Annotated in this window: 25 protein-coding genes and 1 tRNA gene; 8 read left to right on the top strand and 18 right to left on the bottom strand. The window is 66.8% G+C overall.

The window, feature by feature from the left end:
* Positions 1-105: 105 nt before the first annotated feature.
* Positions 106-420 carry a gene transfer agent family protein gene (locus JI743_RS13655; protein WP_201928895.1) on the bottom strand — a complete coding sequence of 105 codons (315 nt, stop codon included), beginning with the start codon at positions 418-420 and terminating at the stop codon, positions 106-108.
* Positions 417-824, bottom strand: coding sequence for a phage major tail protein, TP901-1 family (locus JI743_RS13650; RefSeq protein ID WP_201928894.1), 408 nt, complete (start codon positions 822-824; stop codon positions 417-419). The genes JI743_RS13655 and JI743_RS13650 overlap by 4 nt, the downstream gene beginning before the upstream one ends.
* A gap of 54 nt (positions 825-878) precedes the next feature.
* Here JI743_RS13650 and JI743_RS13645 point away from each other — a divergent pair, with 54 nt between their 5' ends.
* Positions 879-1205, top strand: coding sequence for a hypothetical protein (locus tag JI743_RS13645; protein ID WP_236660007.1), 327 nt, complete (start codon positions 879-881; stop codon positions 1203-1205).
* A gap of 10 nt (positions 1206-1215) precedes the next feature.
* Here the strand turns inward: JI743_RS13645 and gp17 are convergent, their stop codons facing one another.
* The 10 genes from gp17 to JI743_RS15300 all read right to left on the bottom strand — a co-directional run bounded on the left by gp17 (position 1216) and on the right by JI743_RS15300 (position 7919).
* Positions 1216-1611 carry a tail completion protein gp17 gene (gene gp17 / locus JI743_RS13640; RefSeq protein ID WP_236660006.1) on the bottom strand — a complete coding sequence of 132 codons (396 nt, stop codon included), beginning with the start codon at positions 1609-1611 and terminating at the stop codon, positions 1216-1218.
* The gene (locus JI743_RS13635; protein ID WP_201928892.1) at positions 1608-2141 is read right to left on the bottom strand and encodes a head-tail connector protein; all 534 of its coding nucleotides are present in this window, start codon (positions 2139-2141) and stop codon (positions 1608-1610) included. Before JI743_RS13635 ends, gp17 begins: the two co-directional genes overlap by 4 nt.
* Before the next feature lie 103 nt (positions 2142-2244).
* On the bottom strand, positions 2245-3387 hold the full coding sequence (locus JI743_RS13630) for a phage major capsid protein (RefSeq protein ID WP_201928891.1): 1143 nt from the start codon (positions 3385-3387) through the stop codon (positions 2245-2247).
* A gap of 167 nt (positions 3388-3554) precedes the next feature.
* Complete coding sequence (locus tag JI743_RS13625) at positions 3555-3995, bottom strand: HK97 family phage prohead protease (RefSeq protein WP_201929099.1); 441 nt, start codon at positions 3993-3995, stop codon at positions 3555-3557.
* Between the two features lie 5 nt (positions 3996-4000).
* Positions 4001-4318, bottom strand: a complete 318-nt coding sequence (locus JI743_RS13620; protein WP_201928890.1) for a DUF6127 family protein — start codon at positions 4316-4318, stop codon at positions 4001-4003.
* Between the two features lie 45 nt (positions 4319-4363).
* On the bottom strand, positions 4364-5524 hold the full coding sequence (locus JI743_RS13615) for a phage portal protein (protein ID WP_201928889.1): 1161 nt from the start codon (positions 5522-5524) through the stop codon (positions 4364-4366).
* 75 nt (positions 5525-5599) lie between these two features.
* Positions 5600-5752 (bottom strand): GIY-YIG nuclease family protein, encoded by a 153-nt coding sequence (locus JI743_RS13610; protein ID WP_201928888.1) that lies wholly within the window; start codon positions 5750-5752, stop codon positions 5600-5602.
* 53 nt (positions 5753-5805) lie between these two features.
* Positions 5806-7158, bottom strand: a complete 1353-nt coding sequence (locus tag JI743_RS13605; protein ID WP_330902876.1) for a DNA-packaging protein — start codon at positions 7156-7158, stop codon at positions 5806-5808.
* Entirely contained in the window at positions 7155-7685 is a 531-nt protein-coding gene (locus JI743_RS13600; RefSeq protein ID WP_201928887.1) for a hypothetical protein, read from the bottom strand. The genes JI743_RS13605 and JI743_RS13600 overlap by 4 nt, the downstream gene beginning before the upstream one ends.
* A 108-nt stretch (positions 7686-7793) precedes the next feature.
* Positions 7794-7919, bottom strand: a complete 126-nt coding sequence (locus tag JI743_RS15300) for a hypothetical protein (RefSeq protein ID WP_269090320.1) — start codon at positions 7917-7919, stop codon at positions 7794-7796.
* 45 nt (positions 7920-7964) lie between these two features.
* Between JI743_RS15300 and JI743_RS13595 the strand changes: the two genes are divergently transcribed.
* Together JI743_RS13595 and JI743_RS13590 are read left to right on the top strand one after the other, a co-directional pair.
* Complete coding sequence (locus JI743_RS13595) at positions 7965-8501, top strand: Panacea domain-containing protein (RefSeq protein WP_236660005.1); 537 nt, start codon at positions 7965-7967, stop codon at positions 8499-8501.
* Between the two features lie 5 nt (positions 8502-8506).
* Positions 8507-9043: a hypothetical protein gene (locus tag JI743_RS13590; RefSeq protein ID WP_201928886.1), complete on the top strand. Its 537-nt coding sequence runs from the start codon at positions 8507-8509 to the stop codon at positions 9041-9043.
* Here the strand turns inward: JI743_RS13590 and JI743_RS13585 are convergent.
* Positions 9040-9198 carry a hypothetical protein gene (locus JI743_RS13585; RefSeq protein WP_201929139.1) on the bottom strand — a complete coding sequence of 53 codons (159 nt, stop codon included), beginning with the start codon at positions 9196-9198 and terminating at the stop codon, positions 9040-9042. The two genes, JI743_RS13590 and JI743_RS13585, sit on opposite strands and share 4 nt — an antisense overlap.
* 179 nt (positions 9199-9377) lie before the next feature.
* Here JI743_RS13585 and JI743_RS13580 point away from each other — a divergent pair, with 179 nt between their 5' ends.
* The gene (locus JI743_RS13580) at positions 9378-9773 is read left to right on the top strand and encodes a hypothetical protein (protein ID WP_201928885.1); all 396 of its coding nucleotides are present in this window, start codon (positions 9378-9380) and stop codon (positions 9771-9773) included.
* Positions 9774-9820: 47 nt separating this feature from the next.
* Positions 9821-9894 (top strand) — tRNA-Thr (locus JI743_RS13575).
* Between the two features lie 239 nt (positions 9895-10133).
* On the opposite strand, the gene JI743_RS13570 is transcribed toward JI743_RS13575, so the two are convergent.
* The 5 genes from JI743_RS13570 to JI743_RS13550 all read right to left on the bottom strand — a co-directional run bounded on the left by JI743_RS13570 (position 10134) and on the right by JI743_RS13550 (position 16372).
* Complete coding sequence (locus JI743_RS13570; protein ID WP_201928884.1) at positions 10134-11087, bottom strand: IS1595 family transposase; 954 nt, start codon at positions 11085-11087, stop codon at positions 10134-10136.
* A 138-nt stretch (positions 11088-11225) separates the two neighbouring features.
* Entirely contained in the window at positions 11226-12224 is a 999-nt protein-coding gene (locus JI743_RS13565) for an amidohydrolase family protein (RefSeq protein WP_201928883.1), read from the bottom strand.
* Between the two features lie 120 nt (positions 12225-12344).
* The gene (locus tag JI743_RS13560) at positions 12345-14423 is read right to left on the bottom strand and encodes a TonB-dependent receptor plug domain-containing protein (RefSeq protein ID WP_201928882.1); all 2079 of its coding nucleotides are present in this window, start codon (positions 14421-14423) and stop codon (positions 12345-12347) included.
* Positions 14424-14646: 223 nt separating this feature from the next.
* Positions 14647-15687, bottom strand: a complete 1041-nt coding sequence (locus JI743_RS13555) for a rod shape-determining protein (protein WP_201928881.1) — start codon at positions 15685-15687, stop codon at positions 14647-14649.
* Between the two features lie 208 nt (positions 15688-15895).
* Positions 15896-16372 carry a hypothetical protein gene (locus JI743_RS13550; RefSeq protein ID WP_201928880.1) on the bottom strand — a complete coding sequence of 159 codons (477 nt, stop codon included), beginning with the start codon at positions 16370-16372 and terminating at the stop codon, positions 15896-15898.
* A gap of 86 nt (positions 16373-16458) precedes the next feature.
* Here JI743_RS13550 and JI743_RS13545 point away from each other — a divergent pair, with 86 nt between their 5' ends.
* The 3 genes from JI743_RS13545 to JI743_RS13535 all read left to right on the top strand — a co-directional run bounded on the left by JI743_RS13545 (position 16459) and on the right by JI743_RS13535 (position 19717).
* Positions 16459-17130, top strand: coding sequence for a helix-turn-helix domain-containing protein (locus tag JI743_RS13545; RefSeq protein ID WP_201928879.1), 672 nt, complete (start codon positions 16459-16461; stop codon positions 17128-17130).
* Between the two features lie 198 nt (positions 17131-17328).
* A complete protein-coding gene (locus JI743_RS13540; protein ID WP_201928878.1) occupies positions 17329-17994 on the top strand; it encodes a helix-turn-helix domain-containing protein in 666 nt (221 codons plus the stop codon).
* 130 nt (positions 17995-18124) lie between these two features.
* Entirely contained in the window at positions 18125-19717 is a 1593-nt protein-coding gene (locus JI743_RS13535) for an ABC-F family ATP-binding cassette domain-containing protein (protein WP_201928877.1), read from the top strand.
* Positions 19718-19820 lie beyond the last annotated feature (103 nt).

The raw sequence follows: 19820 nt of genomic DNA, 5'->3' as shown, positions 1-19820 counted from the left end.
GCTGACGGAGGGGCGAATGGCACGACATCACGGCCCCTCCACCACCGCTTCGCGGCGGTCCCCCTCCCCATGCCTGCGGCACAGGGAGGATCGCTCCTCCACCCCTCACCGCCCCTGCAAGATCTGCCCGATCAGCACGCGCAGCGCCGGCGTCACCGCCGCCAGCCCCGCTGCCACCACCGCCTCGCCGATCGCGTCGCGCGTCAGCCCGTCGGGCCGCTCCTTCACGCAATGCCAGAACAGCGCCGCAAGCTCGCCCAGCGCCAGCCGTCCGTCCGCCGCGCGCTCGATCAGCGCGAACAACGGCCCCAGCTCGGTCTCCGCCGCGACCAGCGCCGCAAAGCTCGGCCGCAGGACGAGGCACGCATCGCCCACGCGCAGCTCCGCCTCGCCGCGCATCGCATTCGCCGCGCCGCTCACAGGCTCACCACCGGACCGCTCGATTCGAGGTTCAGCGTATATTGCCGCTCGCCATTATAATCGCCGGCATAGTCGAGCCGCGTGACGAGGAAGCGCCCCTGCATCCGTTCGCCGCTCTCGAAACTCAGCTCATAATCGTCGATCGTGCCCGCCAGCGCATGTCCGCGCAGCCGCGCCTCGGCGTCCGATCCGGTAAAGATCCCCGCCGCGCTCACCGACACCGACCGCACCCCCGCGCCCGACAGCAATTCGCGCCAGCCGCCCGAATCCTTGGTCGTGACGTTCACCGCCTCGCCGTTCACCGACAGCTGCGTCGTGCGCAGCCCCGCGACGGTGGCATAGGCGGGCGGCGCCGCGCCGTCGCCGACCTTGAGCAGAAAGGCGCTCCCATTTTCGACGGCCATGGTTTATTCTCCTTTGGACAAGAACATCCGGAACTGGGGAGTAACGGGATGCTTATGACGACAATCGTCCTGGCGATGATGGTCCAGACACCGAGCGCGACGGTCGACCGCACGCGGGTTGTCTTCACCAAATGCCTGAACACGCACATGCTGAAGTCGCTCGACGACAAGAAATCGCCGACCGAATTCGAAATGGGGCTGAAATCGATCTGCACCGCAGAGCGCGGCGCCTTCCATGCCGCAGTCATCGCGCTCAACCGCGCGAGCGGCGATTCGACCGCCGATGCGACCGAAAACGCCGATCTGCAGGTCGAGGATTATCACGCGAATTTCAGCGAGAAATTCAAGGATTACAGCGACACCGGCACGCGCCCCGGCTAGGGCCCTGACCCTAAAGCCCCGCGAGACAGCGGCACCGGACGACCAGTTCGTGCCGCCAGCCGCCGTCGCGCGCATGGCTGAAGCGTGTCCGCACCGGCCGCACGCTGACGATCGACCAGCCGCCCGCCGCACCGCGCAATCCGGCCAGAGCCGCCTCGATGCGCGCGGCTGCATCGCCGACCGGCCCTTCGCCGGCACCGACGAGCGTCACGGTCAACCGGACCTCGCGCCCCGCCCGGTCCTTCGTCCCCCAGTCGTTTCCCTCGGCCGCGCCGACCGACACATAGGGGATGTTCGCGCGCGGCGGCGTTCCGTCGAACACCCCGTGGACGAAGGTGCGCAACGCGGGATCGTCCGCCAGCAGGTTCAACGCCCGCATCCGCACGACCTGTTCCGCACCGCTCATCGCGCGCCGCCCAGGCCGATGCGCCGCCACGGCTGCCATAGCGCCGCAATCGCCGCGGGCGGCGACGCCTGCACATCGTCGCGCGCGGCATAAAGATGCTGCGTCATCCGCAATATGCCGTGCCGGATCGCCTCGGGCACATTCTCCGCCGCTGCGGCGATCCCGGCGCGAAAGCCGATGCGCACTTGTCCTGCTCCCTGCGGATCGTCGATGCGGATCGCTGCGTCGCCGTCGGGGCCGATGACCGTCCGGTATTTGTCCGGGTCGAGCGCAATCTCGCTCCCGTCCGCGGCAATCAGCGCTGCTTCGTCTATCCCGATGACCGGACGCGCGCGCAGCGCAGCGATGCCTCCGCGCACCGCAACGCGCTCCTCGCCCGCGCGGATTACAAGCCATTGGCCGGTAAAGGCCTCGCAGATATTCGTGGCCGTGCGCACCAGCCGTTCGACGATCGCATCGTCGCCCGCCGCGCCCAGCCGCAACCAGGCGCGCGCGTCGTCGAGCGCGACCGGTATCGCCATCATCGTCATGGCAAGTCCTTCAGTCTGTCGTTGGAAAGCAAAGCCCGTGCTGCTTGGCGCCCGGCTGCGTCCGAAAGGGGGGACGGCAGCCGGGCGCCCATCGCGCGCCAGCTCAGCTGGCGGCGAACTTCATCAGCTTGACGGCATTCGAATCGATGATCGCACCGCCGACCCTTTTGGTTGCATAGAAATGCACAAAAGGCTTGTTGCTGAACGGATCGCGCAGGATGCGCGTCTCGCCGCGGTCGGCGATCAGGTAACCGGCGCGGAAATTGCCGAAGGCGATCGACAGGCTGTTCGCCGCGACGTCGGGCATGTCCTCGGCCTCGATCACCGGATAGCCCAGCAGCGTCGCCGCCTGCCCCTCGACCAGCCCCGGCTGCCACACGAACGCGCCGTCCGCCGTCTTGAATTTGCGGATACGCGCGAGCGTGTCCGAATTCATCACCCATACCGCGCCCTGGCGATAGGGGGGCTTCAGCGCATGGACCAGTTCGACCAGCTTGTCCTGCGGGTTCGACGCGGGAAACGCCCCCGCGCTTCCCGTCGCGAGGTGCTGGAGCGTGCCGAACGCGCGCGCCGCATCGCCCTCGTTCGTCGTCGCATAGGACAGGAAGCCCTTGGGCCGGTTCGTGCCGTTGCCGCTCACGAACGCCGTCCCCTCGGCGACCGCGAACTCGCGCGCGATTTCACCCGCCAGCCAGTCCTCGACGTCGAACATCGCATCGTCGAGCATCGCCTGGCTCGCCGCCGGATTGGCGTACAGCTCGCCCGACGGCGGCGCGATTTCGGCAAGGCTGCGCGTCGCCGTTTCGGGGCGCGCCGCCGTCTCGCCGACCCAGCCCGCGCCGGTCGATCCCGTCGCGACCAGCTTGCGATACCCGCTCGTCCCCGTCTGGACGACGCTCGCGATGCTGCGGATCGGCGACAGCGCCTTCAACGTCGCGGCGATGCTGGTGTCGATCTCGCGCGGCACCGCATAGCCGCCCTCGCCGCCGCTCGCCCCCGACAGGCTTTTCATCTCGACCCCCGCATCGAGCCCGCGCCGCAGATAGCGTTCGACAAAGGCATCGCGCGCCGGATCGGCCGCCTTCGCCCCGTCGAGCGGCAACCGCGACGCCGCGACCGCCTGCGCATCGACTTGGCGCCGCAGCGCCGCGACCGACGCCTTCAGCTCGTCGACCGCCTCCGCCGCCAGCACCGCATCGAACGCGCCGTCGAGCGCATCGGCCTTCACTTCCATATCCACTTCCATGCCCGTCACTCCTTCAAAAAAAATCCTCCCCATCGACTTGCGATGGGGAGGGGGACCGCGCCCAAAGGGCGTGGTGGAGGGGCGGCAACGTCGGCGCCATCGCCCCTCCGTCAGCGGCTACGCCACTGCCACCTCCCCATCGCAAGTCGATGGGGAGGATCACCAAATCACGACCTGCGATCCTCCACCCCCACCACCCGCGCCAGCGGCTGCATCGGCATCGCCACCAAACTCACCTCGACCAGATCGAGCGCCAGCAGCTCGCGCGGCCGCGCCCCGCGCGCCGCGCGCACCCGATATCCGAACGACAATCCCGTCAGCGCCCCGCGCGCGACCAGCCGCGCCGCCGTCGGATGCGTCACCCGCGCCACCACGCGCAGCCCGCGCGCATCCTCCGCCAATGCCTCGATCGCGCCGATCACCGCACCCGGCCGATGCTGCCACAGCAAGGGCACCGCGCGCGCTTCGCGCAAACTCGCCGCAAACGCCCCCGCGCGCACCACATCGCCCCCGCGATCGACCCGGTCGAACACCGACGCATAGCCCGCGAACCGAACCTCCCCCTCCCGCAGGCGGGAGGGGGTCGGCGGGTGGGCAGCGGCACCGATCGCCCTCACTTCAGCAACCCCGGCAGCCCCATCTTCACCGCCAGCCCGACCACCAGCAGCGCCAGCATCCCGCGCACCGCCCAGTCGACCGCCGCCTTCCACGCGCTCTTCTTCGCGTCGCGCCACGCGCCGAGCAGCTGGCGCAGATCGTCGATGTCGCCGCGCGCCGCCTCGTCGGCGAGCCCCAGCCGCGCGAGCGCCCGCCGCGCCCCCAGCTCGCTCGCCTCCTCGACCACCGCGCGCAGCAACGCCGCATCGGGCGCACCGGCCACGCCTGTCCCCGCCAGCGCGATCAACCGCGCCAGCGCCTCTTCCTCGTCCATGTTCAAATCTCCTCTTCGTCACCCCGGGCTCGACCCGGGGTCCCGCTATTCCCCGTCGCTGAGCGGGACCCCGGGTCGAGCCCGGGGTGACGGATCGGTCGAGCCCACCCCCAGCAAAACCTTCTTCTCGTCCGCCGTCAGCCAGTCGGCCGCCGACACCTCGCGCCACAGCGCCATCCGGTCGGCGGCCATCGCCGGCACCTTGTTCAGATCGACGCGCAGTTCGGCCCCCTCGAACCACCCCGCCAGCCCCTGCGCCACCGCCCCCAATATCTTCGCGCACAGCGGCAGCACCGTCAGCCGCCACAGCGCGCGGTTTGCCTCGCGATAATTGGCATAGGTCGCGTCGCCCGGCAGGCCGAGCAGCATCGGCGGCACCCCGAACGCCATGGCAATTTCGCGCGCGCTCGCATCCTTCAGCGCCAGGAAATCCATCTCGGCGGGCGACAGCGACAGCGCCTGCCACTTCAACCCGCCTTCGAGCAGCAGCGGCCGCCCCGCATTGGCGCTCCCCGAAAAGCTCTCCGCCAGTTCCTCGCGCAGCCGCTCGACCTGCTCGGCCGACAGCGGCACCCCCTTGTCGCCGGGGTCGTGCACGAGCGCCCCCGACGGCCGCGCCGCATTCTCCAGCAACGCCGCATTCCATCTGGCCGCCGCATTATGCGCGGCGATCGCGCCCGCCGCCGCGCCCAGGCACCCCGCGCCATAATGATCGTCGAGCGGGTGCAGCGCCTTCACATGCACCACCGCGGGCCGCCCCGCGCCATCCTCGGCGGCCAGCACCACCGTCTCGCCCCCCGCCTTGTAGCGATAGGCGACGGGCCAGCCGCGCGCGTCGGCCTCGACCGTCACCCGCTCGGGGCGCAGCGCGAACAGCTCGGCGGGCGCCCCCGCGCCGTCGGTCAATATCTGCACATAGCCATTGCCGTGGAGCAGCAATTGCGCCGCGAGCGTCTCGACCAGCCCCTGCCCGCCCGACGTCGCACCGACCAGCCGCTCCAGCGCCGGATCGCTCGCCTCCAACGGCGCCGAACCCGCCGCCTCGGCCACCAGCCGCACCGCCCGCTGGACGATCGCATTGGAAAGATACCCCTCGCGAACCTGCGCCTCGAACGACAAGGGCGCGGGCGCCGACCAGCTCCCATACACGCGCGACAATTGGGGCCGCGCAGCCCCCTGCGCAGCCTTCCGGCCAAACCAGTTCATGATGATCTCCCTACGCTGCGCCCTGGACAAAAACCCACGTCACCCCGGGCTTGACCCGGGGTCCCGCTTCTATTTTCAAACCAGCACGTCGAATAAATCCAGCCAATCGGGATTGCCCCGTTCGATCAGCTCGAATTTCCATGCCCTATGCCACCGCTTGATCCGCTTCTCCTGCGCGATGCACAGCGCAATATCATCGCCGCGCTCTGCCCAAACGAGGCGGTTCAACCCACGTCACCCCGGGCTTGACCCGGGGTCCCGCTTTCCAGCTAGCAACAAGCTCAAACCACCCGCACCCCCGGCGCCCGTCCTTTCGCCAACCCCTCGCGCAGCGCCGCGACCGCCCACACGCAGGCATCGGCCCGATCCGGCGACCTCCCCGGCCCCGCATAGCCGCCGCCGATCTGCATCCCGCAAAGCTCGTCCTCGAGCGCCGCGAACGCCCCCGCATGGACCACCTGCCCGCGCTCATAGGCGAGCGCCACCGGTTCCGCCCGCCGCGCCTTGCCGACGCTCGCGTGCACCGCGCGCACCGGCAGCGTCACATCGGCCTGCGCGAGCACCGCGGCGACCATCTCGCCGCCCATATTGCTCTCGGCGACCACGCGGTCGGCGTTCCAGCGCGCCGCGGCGCTTGCCACCGCCTGCGCCCAGACGTGCGGCGCGGCCTTTGCGACGCTCGCATCCTCGACCACCGCGACGCGGCCGTCGCGCAGCAGCGCCGCGACGACAATCCCGCACGCATCGCCCCGCCGCGTCGCGGGCGGATCGACGCCGATCACGACGCGCACGGGCTTCGCCGCCGCGTCCGCATCGACGCGGCAGCGCTCGATCAGCGCGCGGCTCCACAGCGCGCCCTCGACATCCTCCAGCATCTCGCCGTCGAGCTCCTGCCGCCCCAGCCGCGTGCCGCCATATTGCGCGATCATGTGCGCGACGAAGCTCGCGGGCAGGTGCGGGTTTTCCGATGTCCGCCCCAATGTCGTCACGCATCCCGGCAGCGCTTCGACCTTGCGCATCAGCGGCACCGGGCGCGGCGTCGTGGTCACCAGGACGCGCGGCGTGTCGCCCAGCCGCATCCCCAGCATCAGATTGTCCCACGCCGCCTCGCCGCGCTGCCCCCATTTGGCCAGTTCGTCGCACCAGGCCGCATGATGTTCGGGACCGCGCAAATTCTCGGGCGTGCCCGCCGAATAGAGCGTCGCGATCGCGCCGCTGTCGAAATGCAGTTGGCGCATCCGCTCGCGCCATTTGGGCCCTTCGTCGGTGCGCGCGACGCCGAGCAGCCCGCTCGGCCCCTCGATCATCACGCGGATACCGTCGGCCTCGTTCGCGGCGACCAGCGCGATCCGTGCGCCGGGCACGCTGCGCGCAACCTCGCTCACCCATTCGGCGCCCGCGCGGGTCTTGCCGAACCCGCGCCCGGCGCGGATCAGCCACACCGGCCAGTCGCCCGGTGGCTCGCGCTGCCCGTCGTGCGCCCATTGATACCAGCGGTCGTGCAGTTCCTGCACATATTTGCGCGGCATGTCGCGCAGCAGCTTTCCGCGCTCTTCGGCTTCCAGTTTGAGCAAGCGGTCGAGGATCGTCTCGCCTTCGCGCAGTTCCAGCCGCGCGGCCCAGCGCTTCGTCACCGCTCCTTTCCTTTCGGCGCGGCGCGCTGCGCCTCGATGATCGCGATGCGCCGCAGGATCTCGGCATCGGTTTCCTCGGCGCTCGGCCGCGCATGGATGTTCAGCCGGACGCGCTTGGCGCGCCCGCCCTCGACGCTCGCGCGGTGCTTCGCCATCACGTCCATCGCCTGCGCGACCGTCATCGCGCCGACGGGCGGCAACGGCGTGCCGTCGTCGCCGCCGTTCAATTTCTCGATCGTGTCGATGGCGCGCTCGACAAGCGCCATTTCCAGCCGCGCATAACCGCTTTCGAGCGCCGCCTGCCACGCGTCGGCAAAGTCGCGGTCGACGCGGCGCAGCTTGTACGCCGCCGAATGGGCAAATCCCGCAACCGCAGCGGCATGGCGCACGTTGCAGCATTCGCCCAGCACCTCGATGAACAGCCGCCGCTGCGTTTCGCCGATCTCGCGGAACCGCGTCACGCATTCGCCCCGCACCAACGCGCGCGGGCAGTCGCGCTTGCACTCGCCGCCTGTGTCCGATGCCATCGCCCGCCCTCCAAAAGCAATCGGGCCGCGCACCCCGAAAGGCGCCGGCCCGAATCGCAATTCTTCATGATGTGACACTTGTGGCGTATATGTAGTTTACAAACCCGCTCACCCGCCGATCAGGTAACGAACCGCAGAAACAAGCCCCGCAACGAATGATCCGGCGACAAAGGCAGCGGCAAGCCAGAACTCAATCGCCAAGGCTCGGGTTTTCCATTTTGGTTCGCGCTTCATCCCCTCACGGTCGCATGGCGCGGGAATGTAGGAAAGGGGGTGGTGATGTTGGAGTCTCAAAATTTCGTCCGTCTTTACGGATTGGTGAGAACAAACTATGTATGCCGCCACCAAGGAAGGGATATTGGTATGCCGTCTGTATTCGATGTGGCGCAGTATATTCTCGCCGCGCACGGCCCCATGACCACGATGAAGCTTCAAAAGCTGGTATACTACAGTCAGGCATGGTCTATTGTTTGGGACGATGATGTGCTCTTTCCGGAGCGCATTGAGGCGTGGAAAAACGGCCCTGTTGTCCGTGATCTGTGGGTGGCGACGCAGGGACGCTTTCGCGTGTCCGCAATCAGCGGCGGTGATGCCGATAGATTAAACCCTGCCCAACGCGAAACGGTTGATCTTATTCTGGGATTTTATGGCGATAAGGATGCTCAATGGTTGAGCGACCTTACGCACATGGAGGACCCGTGGAAAGACGCTTACGCGAAAGCGCAGAACACTGAAATTACGCCTTACGCGCTAATGGAATATTATTCGGCGTTGGGGCCTAATGACATTGCGTCGGACGAAATCGTAGTAGCCTGACGCTGATGACCAAGCGCGAGGCAAGGCTCGCGCGCGAGCATAAAAAGCTGGCACAACAGGAGCTAAAATCGGCTCGCCTGAGAGCGGAGCCGAGAGACCATGAGGTGCGCTCTGAATATGCTAAAGATCGTCCCAAGGCAGTCCGTGTGGGGGTCAATCCAGGCTCCATTTACAACCTAACGGTAACGTGGAGTTGCGAAAGTCCAGATATCGAAGGAGCGTGGGATTCAGGGACGCCGCGAGCATGGACCGACGAATGCTGGAATGAAACAATCCTCCCCAAGCTAAGTGAATTTGCCAAATTGCGCTGGCACGAGGTCGAGGCGCAAACTAGCGACACCGGCCACAGGATGCACCACCCTATGGAGGTGGCAAGCATCACCGAAGAAGCCCAATACCGCCTAGTCGAACTGAAGCACAGCGCCGACACAATCTATCGGTTTCGCCTTGGCAACCTGCCTCGCCTGTGGGGATTCCGGATCGTCGGCGAGTTTCACGTCCTATGGTATGACCCTAAGCACGAGATTTATCCAGTGGATTAGTCGGCCTTGCCCTTCTTTGTCGGCTTTTGCTTGACCATTCGTCCTAGGCGCTCGTCAAAGCGTTCAGGGTCGTCGTCGGTTTCCAAATCACGCGCAGCTTCCTTGAATTTTTCAAGCTGAGACGTCGTTTCCTTTCGACTCATCGCAATTTTCACTCCTTCCGTCCTGCATTTGATTCGTCTACTTTCACAGCTATCAATCAGGCGCTATCAAGATGCTGTGCCCGCATGGCGGAATGGTAGACGCAGCGGTCTTTAAAACCGAAATCCTTGGCGGGATGTGGGGGTTCGAGTCCCCCTGCGGGCACCAAGTCTCACTTTCAAAGGAATCTGACATGGCAACCGCGAAAGAGCAACAAATGAAAATCAAAGCGAAGCTAGAAGCCGTTCGCAAGCAGATCGACGAACTTCGCATCCAGGAGAAGTTGCTGATCGAACTGCTAGGCGATGACGCCCCCGCAAAACCCGTTAGGCAGCGCTCGCCGAGCATTAAGCCTCTCGTCCTAGATTATATGAAGGCGGCTGGCGAGAGTGGTGCGACTACCGCTGAGGTTGATGCCGCCATCAGGGCGCAAGTCCCGACGGTAGCAAAGGATACCGTGGGGTCTATTCTGTCCCGCCTCAAAGGGGACGGTGCGCTCGTCTACGAGGGCGAACGCTACTACGAGAAGAAGTTTGCGCCGCGCCCAAACCCTTTTAGTGACGTTGGGGGGCTTCGCGCCGTAAGCTAACATTGAAAACGCCGGGAGCGCTAACTCCCGGCGTTTTTTGCTGTGTGGCCCTCGTAGCTCAACTGGATAGAGCAGGTTCTTCGTAGGTCCCCGGCTGCTGGTTCGAGTCCAGCCGAGGGCGCGCATAGCGGAAGGCAGATACCTTGGCGGGATGTTCTCACTTCCATCGCCGATTTACGCGATACGCGTAAACAAATCACGTCAATCCTGTTGATAGATGACCGCTTTGATTCGTTGTCAAAGCCATCGTCGCTTCATTGTCCATTGACGTGAGACGTTCACCGAACGCTTCCGTGAACGATTCGCCGACGATTTCAGCGCATTTTCACGCGCGCTTTCCATCAAACTTTTGGAAAGAATCTACGATGCGTATGTCAGGCGCTTGCCAACGATGCCCCGCACCGCTTCGACAGCCCGACCGCGATCATCAATGCCGTTCGCTTCGCGCGTGTTGTAGCGGAACTCAAACTCGGCAAGGTAGCGGTGCAAATGCTGCTCGCCACAGTGCTGATAAACGCCCTTCATGCCGCGCTTGAAAATCGAGAACGCGCCTTCAACGGTGTTCGTGTGAATGGTGCGGTCGCTGTAATCGACATACTGGCGAGCGCCGTGGAGGGTCGTGCCATGCTCGGCAAAGTCGCGGCCAATCTTCTTATACATCTTCGCTTCGTCGGTCATCAAACGGGCTTCGCGGGCGATGTTATTCAGGACGATGGGGTGAACCTCGTCGGCGCGGAACTTGTCGAAGGTGAACGAACGCATGGTGCCGCTGTCGCGGTCCACGAGCGCCAGAACGCCGAACTTGTGAGCCGTGCCAGCCTTCGCACCGCGACGGCCCGACTTGACGCCGAAATAGGTTTCATCGACCTCCACGGCGCCACCGCCCGAACCGAACGGAGTAGCCAGATCGCCCGAGCGCATGGCTTCGCGGATACGGTGGGCGAGGAACCATGCGGTCTTATACTGGACCTCCAGAACGCGGGCGAGCTGGTGGGCGCTGATACCCTTCTTGCTCGACGCGATCAGGTGAACGGCCTGTAGCATCTTGTGGAGCGGCATACGGGCGTGCTCGAAAACAGTGCCGACCTTGACGGTGAACTGCTTGCGGCACTCGCCACATTTTTTCAGGCCGTGACGGACGACGCCCTCAGGGTTCTTCTTGCTCGGCTTCGAGCGGACACCTGACAGGTCATAGACGCGACCGCCCACAACACCGCAATGCGGGCAGACTACGCCGCCAGCCCAAACGATGCTTTCCAGATGCTCGAAAGCCTTGGCTTCGTCGTGGAAATAAGGGGAAGAAAGAACCGACATGGTGATGTGCTCCGTTGATGCACATTCTATAGCCGATCCGGTTGGGTTTGTAAACTACATATACGCCACACTTGTGCCATATCAGCGTTACGATGTCAATAGAAAATAACCTATATGGTTATTCGTTCGCCATCGCCGCTAGTCGCGCGGGGCGTGGTCGCGCGCGATCTCCTCGGGCGACAGGCGCAGGAAGCGCGCGGCATTGTTATAGAATATGTCGCGCCGCTGCTCGGCGGTCAGGAAGGGCGCTTCTTCGATCGACGCGACGCTTTCGCCGATGATCCCCGGCCACTGCATCTGGTCCGATCCCCACATGATCCGCTTGCCGAACCCGGCGTCGACCATCCGTTTCAGATGGTCGTAAAACTGCGCGCGCGGCGCCATCCCGACATTGGCCGAAATATCGACGTACAGATTGGGGTGCGCGTACATCATCGCGATCATCTCGTCGACCAGCGGCGAGGCATAATGCATGACATAGAGGCGCAGCTTCGGATGCGCGTGCAGCACCGCCTCGAGCTGGAAGGGAGAGGTCAGGCTGGCGCGATAGCTTTCATATCCCGGAAAGCGCGCGGTCGCGGGCGGCCCTTCGCCCAGGTGCAGCCCGACCGGAATGTCCCTTGCCTCGGCAAAGGCCCAATATGCCTCCCACTGCGGATCGTCGGCGCGGATACCGCGATATTGGGTAAAGCTTTCGCCGAGCACCGCGAGCCGCCCTTCGTCCGCGAGCGCGGTCAGCGTTTCGACGCTCACCGGCTCCGACGCGCCGAACCCCAGCGCGGGCACGATCAGGTCGGGCGCCGCGGCGCGCCATTTCGCGACGCTGTCGGGATCGCCCGACGTCACCGCGCGGCGGATATTGAAGCGCCGCATCGCGGCGATGCTCTCGTCCATCAACGCGGCGTCGGTCGCGGGCGCGGCGATCGGCGCGGCGCAGCGCGACAGCTCGACGGGATCGAATGCGTCGCGCGGGTCGACCGTCGGGATCGGCACCCCGCTGCTCCCCGGACAGATGCTCGCCCCCGCGACGAAATCGACCGTATAGGCGTGCGCGTGCATGTCGATGACCGGCGCCCCGGCCTGCTGCGCGGCGGCAGGCGAGGCGGCAAAGAACAGCAACGGCAACAGCTTGTGCATGGCGGGCTCCCTCGACCCGTCCATAGCGCAGGCGCGGTGAAAGCCGAAGGAAATCCGGCATATGGGGCGCGGGCGGCCGCCCCCCACACGCCCCGCCAGCCCGATCCTAGGGTCAGGACCCTAGATATTCCCCCGCACCGAAAAGGAGAAGATCGGCCCGATCATGCGGTTGCGGTCCTCGACGAAGGCGATCGGGCTCGCGCCGCGCACGCCGGTATAGACGGTGCGGTCGCGGCGCGAGCGCGCGTTCAATATATTCGCCACCGTCGCGCGCACCGTCAGCCCCAACACATCCTTATGCTCGACAAAGACGTCGGCGAACACGGGCCCTTCCCATATGCGGTCGACCTCCTGCCGGCGATAGGCGGGCTGGTTGTGGGTGTAATGGGCATTGGCGCCCCACGCCCAGTCGCTGCTCGGAATATCGTGGCGCAGCGCCGCCTCGATCACCGTGTCGGTGAAGCGGTTCCACTGCCGCTTCTCGCCGGTGAAGGGGTCGCGCAGCGACGATTTCTGGAACAGGAATGTCGTGTCGAGCTTCATCCCCTTCAGCCCCGCGGGGTCGAGGTTGAAGGTCGACGTCCAGTTCACCGCCCCCGCGGTCGACTTGGCGATATTGCCGACCGCCTCGCCATCGCCGACGGGGATGATGTCGACGCGGTCCTCGACGTCGCGATAGATGAAGATCAGCTTGGTCGATCCCCACGGGCCGATCTTCTTGTTGATCTCACCCTCGACGCTCCAGTCCTGCTGCGGGCGCAGTTCGTTGTTGCTGACATTCTGGTTGCCGTCGTTAAGGAAGGCGCGCGCGAGAAAGTCGTAGAACGACAGTTGCAGCACGCGCCGCCGCAGTTTGAGCGACGCGTCGAAATCGCTCGCCGGCGCCCAGGCGAGCGTCAGCGACCCCTTGGGCCGGAAAAAGCTGCGTTGCAGGCCGTTGACGCCCGTCTGCACGATCGTCGAATGTTCGGCGCCCGCGGTCAGCTGGAACGACAGCTTGTCGGTCAGCTTGCGGCCAAAGCTCAACAGCCCTTCATAACGGTCCTCTTTCACGCCGCCGGTGCCGCCCTCGAACGGCACGTCGACGAAGCGTCCCGACGGGTCGAGCACGGCGATCGACGCGACATTGTCGAGCGTGTTGAACGCCGCCTCGCCCGACAGCTGCCAGTCGCCGCCCAGCATCCGCCATTGATATTCGCCGCGCGCGATCGTCTCGCCAAGGTCGCCCGTTTGCGCGAAACGGTCGCCGGTCACGGTCGACCCGTCGGCGGGGGTCGTCACGACTTCCAGCGCATAGGGCTCGCGCGAGAAACGGCGCAGCCCGATCAGCTTGAGCTTCCCCGGCCCGGCCCCGAACTGGTAATCGCCGCCCAGCTCGTAATTCCAGCTGTCGGATTTCTCGCGAACGGTGCGAAAGCGGTCGGGCAGGCCGGGCGCGACGCGCAGCCCGTCTTCGCGATAGCGATCATATTTGCGTTGGTAATGGCCGCCGAAATTGGCGACCGTGTCGCCCGCGGGGTCCCAGGTGATACGGCCGGCGAGCTTGGGCGTGTCATAATGCGTGTCCCAGACATCGTCGCGCCGCTCGACGACATCGCCCGCGCCGTTGCGGATCAAGGTCAGCCCGCCCGCGCCGCTGCGTGCCGACTCAAGATTGCTCAGCGACGCCTCATATTCGACCTCGCCGCTGCGCCCGCGCAGCGAAATGTCGCCGCGCGTCAGCAGGGGGTCGGTGTGGTGCGCGCGAAACTGCGGCCGCCACGAAAACTGGCCCGACAGCCCGCCGGCGCGATAGATGATATTGGCGACCTGTCCCGACAGGCCGGGAATGTCGAGGCTCGCGCCGTCGACGACCTCGATGCGTTCGACATTGCCCGCGGGGATGCGCGACAATTGGGTGAACATGTCGTCGGCCTTGTTCGACGGCCGCTCGCCGTTGAACAGCACATTGCCCGTCGCCTGCCCCAATCCGCGCAGCTGCTCGTTGTCGCGGATCGTGAAGCCGGGGATCTGCGCCAGCATGTCATAGGCATTTTTGGGGGCGTAGCGCGCGAAATCGACGGGGGCGAAAACCTGCCGCGTCAGGCCGCTTCCCGCGGCGGCGGGCGTGCCTTCGGCGGGCGGAATATCGCCATTCGCGGCCGCTTCCTGCGCGAGCGCCGTCATCGACGCCGTGGCCGATGCGATCGCGCCGGCCATCAGCGCCAACCGCGTTGCGCAGCGCCTGTCCCGCCCGAGGCCGGAACCGGCGATTGAACTGCACATTGTCTTTATTCCTTGCCGAAGAACGGGGATGGCGCGCGCTGCCCGTCGCGCGCGCCAATCCCAAATGCCCTTCGACCAATGCGCGCCGCCGTTCGTCCAATGGCCGAACGACAGGGCGGGCAAGACGAAACCGCGATACCGCCCCTTGCGGAGGAAATTACGCGGCGATCAGCACGCCGCGATAGGCGCTGTCCTCGAACGCGCGCCCGGCGCCCTTGGCGACGCACATCAGCGCGTCGTCGGCGACCACGACCTGCATCCCCGTCGCGCGCGCGATCGCCTGGTCCATCCGGCGCAACAGCGCGCCGCCGCCGGTCAGCGTGATGCCCGCGTCGATGATGTCGGCCGACAGTTCGGGGGGCGTATTCTCGAGCGCCGCCATCACCGCGGCGACGATCTGGCCGACGGGTTCGGCCAGCGCGTCGGCGACTTCGGCCTCGGTCACCTGCACTTCGGCGGGGCGGCCGTTGACGAGGTCGCGGCCCTTGACGCCGATGACGATCCCCTCGTCCTCGGGGGCGGTGGCGCAGCCGATCGCCAGCTTGACGCGCTCGGCGGTCATTTCGCCGATCATCAGATTATGTTTGCGACGGATGTGCGAGGCGATCATGTCGTCCATCTTGTCGCCGCCGACGCGCACCGAATTGGCATAGGCGATGCCGCCGAGCGAGAGCACCGCGACCTCGGTCGTGCCGCCGCCGATGTCGACGACCATCGCGCCCATCGGGTCGGTGACCTGCAATCCCGCGCCGATCGCTGCGGCAATCGATTCCTCGATCAGCTGCACCGACACCGCGCCGGCGTTGGTCGCGGCGTCGCGGATCGCGCGGCGCTCGACCATCGTCGAGCTCGACGGGACGCAGATGACGACATGGCTGCGCTGGCGAAAGCGGCTCGCGCCGCCCAGCGCCTTGTCGATGAAATGCTTGATCATCTGTTCGGCGACGTCGATGTCGGCGATGACGCCGTCGCGCAGCGGGCGGATCGCCTGGATATTGTCGGGCGTCTTGCCCATCATCAGCTTCGCCTCGTTGCCGACGACCTTGACGCGGCGCACCCCGGCGCGCGTCTCGAGCGCGACGACCGACGGCTCGTTCAGGACAATTCCCCGATCCCTGACATAAACAACAGTGTTAACGGTCCCCAGGTCGATCGCCATGTCGTGCGATGCCGAGGAAAAACGGTGAAAGAAGCTCATTGGCGGGGGTGGACCCTTCGATTTTGGACAGGTGGATCGGGCCGCGGCCCCCTTTACCCTCCCGCGACACCAGTCGCCTGCGGGCTTGTGGCGGCGGCGCGGGCGCGTCAACTGTGGTGGGCGTCGGACCGGTGGTTTCTCAGGCCCGAACGAGGTTAATGCGCCTTCCGTCGCGCTCCAGCCACCCCTCGCCGCGCGAATCGCCCGGCTATTCGGCTGTGTTGCCGACGATGAATTTCAGGCCGCGCAGCCCGACGACCGCGTCGCCCGAACAGACCGGCGCCGCGATCAGCCGCATCCAGCGCGGCTCGGCGCGGTCGGGCCGGATCTCGACGTCGATGGTAAAGCCGCGCCGGTGACGGATCGCGTGCGCGCGCAGCCGCTCCATCGCCGCGCGCGAATTTTCGGCATAGAGCGCGACCGCGTCGCCGCGCGCCACCTCGGCGCAGCGCGCGATGCCGAAAATATCGTAAACCTCGCCCGACCAGCTCAGCCGGTTGTCGGACAGCCGGCATTCCCACTGGCCGATGCGCGGGTGGAGCGGCTGCCCCGCCGCGATCGCGTCGACAATGTCCGCCACCGTGTCGAGCCGCGCGCCGCCCTCGAGCTGCCCCAGCGCGAAATAGCGCTCGCGCTCGAAAAGCGGCCAGCTGTGCCGCAGCGGCAGGGGGTCGGTATAGGCCATCGATCCTGTTGGTGCTTTCCCTCGGTTCATCCTGTTTAACCCAACAAGTTTGGAAAGTCTTAATCTTCCGCGACCGACATGGCGCCATGTCGATTTCCGCCTTTCTCGACGAACCGGCGCTCAGCGCGGGCAGTCGCAGCAGTGCTCGCCGCAAATTGCGGCTCGAGGTTCAGGGTGTCCAGGACGGCGTCGGAATAGCCGCCCTCCTCCACGACATATCGACAAGCGGGCTGCTCATCGAAAGCGAGGCGGCGCTGGCGATCGGCGAGCCGATCGACCTCGAACTGCCGCACGCCGGTCCGGTTGCCGCCAAGGTCATCTGGACCAATGGCCGCCTTTTCGGCTGCCGCTTCGACACCCCGATCTCGCAGGCAGCGCTGAGTGCGGCCGAGCTGCGCAGCGCGGTCGGCACCGATCTCGGCGCCGGCCTCGGCAACGACGCCCAGCCTTCGCCCGAAGCGTTGCAGTTCGGGTCGCGGCTGCGCCAGCTGCGCGTCGTCAAGGGGCTGAGCCAGTCCGATGTCGCGCAGCGGCTCGGGGTGCGGACGCCGTCGATATCGGGATGGGAAAAGGGGCGCGCGCGTCCGAAGCCCGACCGGCTGGCGGCGCTGGCCGAACTGCTCGGCGTGTCGCTCGCCGAACTCGAAGGCGCGCCCTCGCCCGACAGGCTGCACGACGTGCTCGACCGCTGCCGGAAAGAAATTGCCGCGGCGGCAGGGGTTGGCATCGACCTCGTACGGATCCGGATCGACCTGTAGCGCCGACGCGCGTACAACCCCGCGGCGTTCGCCCCCGAACGCTTCGGCCCATCGCGTCCGCGGGGCGTCGAAGCGCATCACGCTGGCGCATGAAGCAATTCTCTTGTGTACAAATCTGACGCCAAGACGCCGCCGCGCGTCATTTTCGTTCGATCCGATAACATTTTTTTAACTGTGCGCAGCCGACATATGTCCCCCATGTCTATCCCCGGATTCCTCGAACAATCGTCCGCGACGGCCGACCAAAGGTTCAGCGCGCGCCGCAGGCTCAGTCTCGTAGCGCAGGGCGTCAAGGAAACGGGCGCGGGAATCGAGGTCCTGATCCACAATATCTCCGAAACCGGGTTGCTCGTCGAAAGCGACGTGCGGCTTGCGGTCGGCGAGCGGATCGAGATCGAACTGCCGCACGCCGGGGCGATCCCGGCGCGCACCATCTGGGCCAGCGGCCGGCTGTTCGGCTGCGAGTTCGAATCGCCCGTCTCGCCGGCGACGCTCAGCGCGGCGGAGCTGCGCAGCGCGGTTGGCGCCGACCTTCATTTCGACAGCGACGAACCCTCGCCGCTCGCCGAGCGCTTCGGCGCCCGCCTCCAGCGGCTTCGCGCCGCCAAGGGGTTGAGCCAGGCCGAACTCGCCGACCGGATGGGCGTCAGCGCGCCGTCGATCTCGGGATGGGAAAAGGGGCGTGCGCGGCCCAAGAACAACCGCATCGCGGCGCTCGCCGAACTGCTCGGGGTGCCCGTGTCCGAACTGCTCGGCGACCCGGCTCCCGAACGGCTGCAGGACCTGATCGACCGCAGCCGCGAACAGATTGCGCGCGCGCTCGGCACCGCGTCCGAAAAGGTGCGGATCGTCATCGAACTCTGACCCCGGCCGCCGCGCTTGCCTCGGTCGACAAGCCGCGGTAAACGGCTGCTCCCCGCGCACGGAGCCCGAACAATGGACAAGACACCGACAGCAACGCCGCACCGCCTTGCCGCCGTGAAAGATCTTGTCCATGTCTGCCCCCGCTTCGATCACCCTCGCCCGTCTCGGTTGGACCGCGCCTGACGGCCGCGCCGTCCTTTCGGACCTAGACCTTCAGTTTCCGCGCGAACGCACCGGCATCGTCGGGCGCAACGGCGTCGGCAAATCGACGCTGCTGCGCCTGCTGACCGGCGATCTGCGCCCGAGCGCGGGCAGTGTCGCGATCGGCGGCACCATCGCCATCGTCCATCAGGATGTTCAGGTGGCGCCCGACGCCACCGTCGCCGACCTGTTCGGCGTGCGCGAAGCGCTCGCGCTGCTCCGCAGGGCAGAGGCGGGCACCGCGAGCCTCGACGACATCGCCGACGCCGACTGGACGCTCGAGGCGCGGCTCGACGAGGCGCTCGCCGGCGTCGGGCTTGCCGCGCTCGCCGCCGACACGCGGCTCCTGTCGCTGTCGGGCGGGCAGCGGACGCGCGCCGCGCTTGCGGCCGCCATCTTTGCGCAGCCCGATTTCCTGCTTCTCGACGAACCGACGAACAATCTCGACCGCGACGGGCGCCGCGCCGTCCGCGACCTTCTCGCAAACTGGACCGGCGGCGCGATTGTCGTCAGCCACGACCGCGAATTGCTCGAGGAAATGGATGCGATCGTCGAACTGACCGGCAACGGCGCGGCGCGCTACGGCGGCGGCTGGAGCGCCTATCGCGCGCGCAAGGCGGTCGAGGACGCGGCGGCCGACGCCCGGCTCGCCGCCGCCGAAAAACAGGCCGATCTGGTCCGCCGCCAGGCGCAGGCCGCGACCGAGCGCCAGGACCGCCGCGATGCCGGCGGGCGGCGCAAGGCGGCGCGCGGCGACATGCCGCGGATCCTGATCGGCGCGCGCAAGCAGCGCGCCGAGGAAAGCGCGGGCGCGAACAGCCGCCTCGCCGAGCGCCAGCGCGCCGATGCCGAGGCCGCGCTCGCCGCGGCGCGCGACCGGATAGAGATCATCGACCCGCTGTCGGCGGGGCTCGCCCCGACCGGCCTGCCGGCGTCGCGCACCGTGCTCGAACTCGATTCGGTGACCGCGGGCTATGCCGCGGAACAGCCGGTCGTCCATGACGTCACGCTCACCGTCACCGGCCCCGAACGCATCGCGATCACCGGTCCCAACGGCTCGGGAAAATCGACCCTGCTCGCGCTCGTCGCGGGAACGCTCGCGCCCTGGTCGGGACGCGTCGATACGCGCGTGCCCTTCGCAATGTTCGACCAGCGCGTGTCGCTGCTCGACCCGGCGCGGTCGATTGCCGACAATTTCCTCGCGATCAATCCCGGCACGACGAACAACCAGTGCCGCGCCGCGCTCGCCCGTTTCCGCTTTCGCGCCGACGCCGCCGACCGCATCGTCGGGACGCTCAGCGGCGGCCAGATGCTGCGCGCCGGCCTCGCCTGCACGCTGGGCGCACCGCAACCGCCGCAGCTTCTGATCCTCGACGAACCCGGCAACCACCTCGACCTCGACACGCTCGCCGCCATCGAATCCGGCCTCGCGGCCTATGACGGCGCGCTCCTCGTCGTCAGCCACGACCCCGCCTTCCTGGCCGCCATCGGCATCACCCGCGAGGTCGCGCTGGGCGTTTAGCCGGACAAGACGGCGGGGTGGGAAGCTGCTGCTAAATCCTCCCTGTCGCGCAGCGATGGGGAGGTGGCAGCGCGCAGCGCTGACGGAGGGGCGACTGACGCAA

The sequence above is a fragment of the Sphingopyxis jiangsuensis genome (assembly GCF_016734905.1).
GTDB classification, from domain to species: domain Bacteria; phylum Pseudomonadota; class Alphaproteobacteria; order Sphingomonadales; family Sphingomonadaceae; genus Sphingopyxis; species Sphingopyxis jiangsuensis.
The sequence above is the reverse complement of the archived record's forward strand: the minus strand, read 5'-3'. Positions and strand labels throughout refer to the sequence as shown.

What these genes read in the sequence shown, in the direction of transcription:
- JI743_RS13630 (WP_201928891.1), bottom strand. Translation starts at nt 3,387, where the DNA reads ATGGAAGTGGATATGGAAGTGAAGGCCGATGCGCTCGACGGCGCGTTC.
- gp17 (WP_236660006.1), bottom strand. Translation starts at nt 1,611, where the DNA reads ATGAGCGGTGCGGAACAGGTCGTGCGGATGCGGGCGTTGAACCTGCTG.
- JI743_RS15300 (WP_269090320.1), bottom strand. Translation starts at nt 7,919, where the DNA reads ATGAAGCGCGAACCAAAATGGAAAACCCGAGCCTTGGCGATTGAGTTC.
- JI743_RS13540 (WP_201928878.1), top strand. Translation starts at nt 17,329, where the DNA reads ATGTCTATCCCCGGATTCCTCGAACAATCGTCCGCGACGGCCGACCAA.
- JI743_RS13570 (WP_201928884.1), bottom strand. Translation starts at nt 11,087, where the DNA reads ATGTCGGTTCTTTCTTCCCCTTATTTCCACGACGAAGCCAAGGCTTTC.
- JI743_RS13545 (WP_201928879.1), top strand. Translation starts at nt 16,459, where the DNA reads ATGTCGATTTCCGCCTTTCTCGACGAACCGGCGCTCAGCGCGGGCAGT.
- JI743_RS13555 (WP_201928881.1), bottom strand. Translation starts at nt 15,687, where the DNA reads ATGAGCTTCTTTCACCGTTTTTCCTCGGCATCGCACGACATGGCGATC.
- JI743_RS13590 (WP_201928886.1), top strand. Translation starts at nt 8,507, where the DNA reads ATGACCAAGCGCGAGGCAAGGCTCGCGCGCGAGCATAAAAAGCTGGCA.
- JI743_RS13650 (WP_201928894.1), bottom strand. Translation starts at nt 824, where the DNA reads ATGGCCGTCGAAAATGGGAGCGCCTTTCTGCTCAAGGTCGGCGACGGC.
- JI743_RS13645 (WP_236660007.1), top strand. Translation starts at nt 879, where the DNA reads ATGACGACAATCGTCCTGGCGATGATGGTCCAGACACCGAGCGCGACG.
- JI743_RS13560 (WP_201928882.1), bottom strand. Translation starts at nt 14,423, where the DNA reads ATGGCCGGCGCGATCGCATCGGCCACGGCGTCGATGACGGCGCTCGCG.
- JI743_RS13565 (WP_201928883.1), bottom strand. Translation starts at nt 12,224, where the DNA reads ATGCACAAGCTGTTGCCGTTGCTGTTCTTTGCCGCCTCGCCTGCCGCC.
- JI743_RS13535 (WP_201928877.1), top strand. Translation starts at nt 18,125, where the DNA reads ATGTCTGCCCCCGCTTCGATCACCCTCGCCCGTCTCGGTTGGACCGCG.
- JI743_RS13550 (WP_201928880.1), bottom strand. Translation starts at nt 16,372, where the DNA reads ATGGCCTATACCGACCCCCTGCCGCTGCGGCACAGCTGGCCGCTTTTC.
- JI743_RS13595 (WP_236660005.1), top strand. Translation starts at nt 7,965, where the DNA reads ATGTTGGAGTCTCAAAATTTCGTCCGTCTTTACGGATTGGTGAGAACA.
- JI743_RS13615 (WP_201928889.1), bottom strand. Translation starts at nt 5,524, where the DNA reads ATGAACTGGTTTGGCCGGAAGGCTGCGCAGGGGGCTGCGCGGCCCCAA.
- JI743_RS13600 (WP_201928887.1), bottom strand. Translation starts at nt 7,685, where the DNA reads ATGGCATCGGACACAGGCGGCGAGTGCAAGCGCGACTGCCCGCGCGCG.
- JI743_RS13620 (WP_201928890.1), bottom strand. Translation starts at nt 4,318, where the DNA reads ATGGACGAGGAAGAGGCGCTGGCGCGGTTGATCGCGCTGGCGGGGACA.
- JI743_RS13635 (WP_201928892.1), bottom strand. Translation starts at nt 2,141, where the DNA reads ATGACGATGATGGCGATACCGGTCGCGCTCGACGACGCGCGCGCCTGG.
- JI743_RS13580 (WP_201928885.1), top strand. Translation starts at nt 9,378, where the DNA reads ATGGCAACCGCGAAAGAGCAACAAATGAAAATCAAAGCGAAGCTAGAA.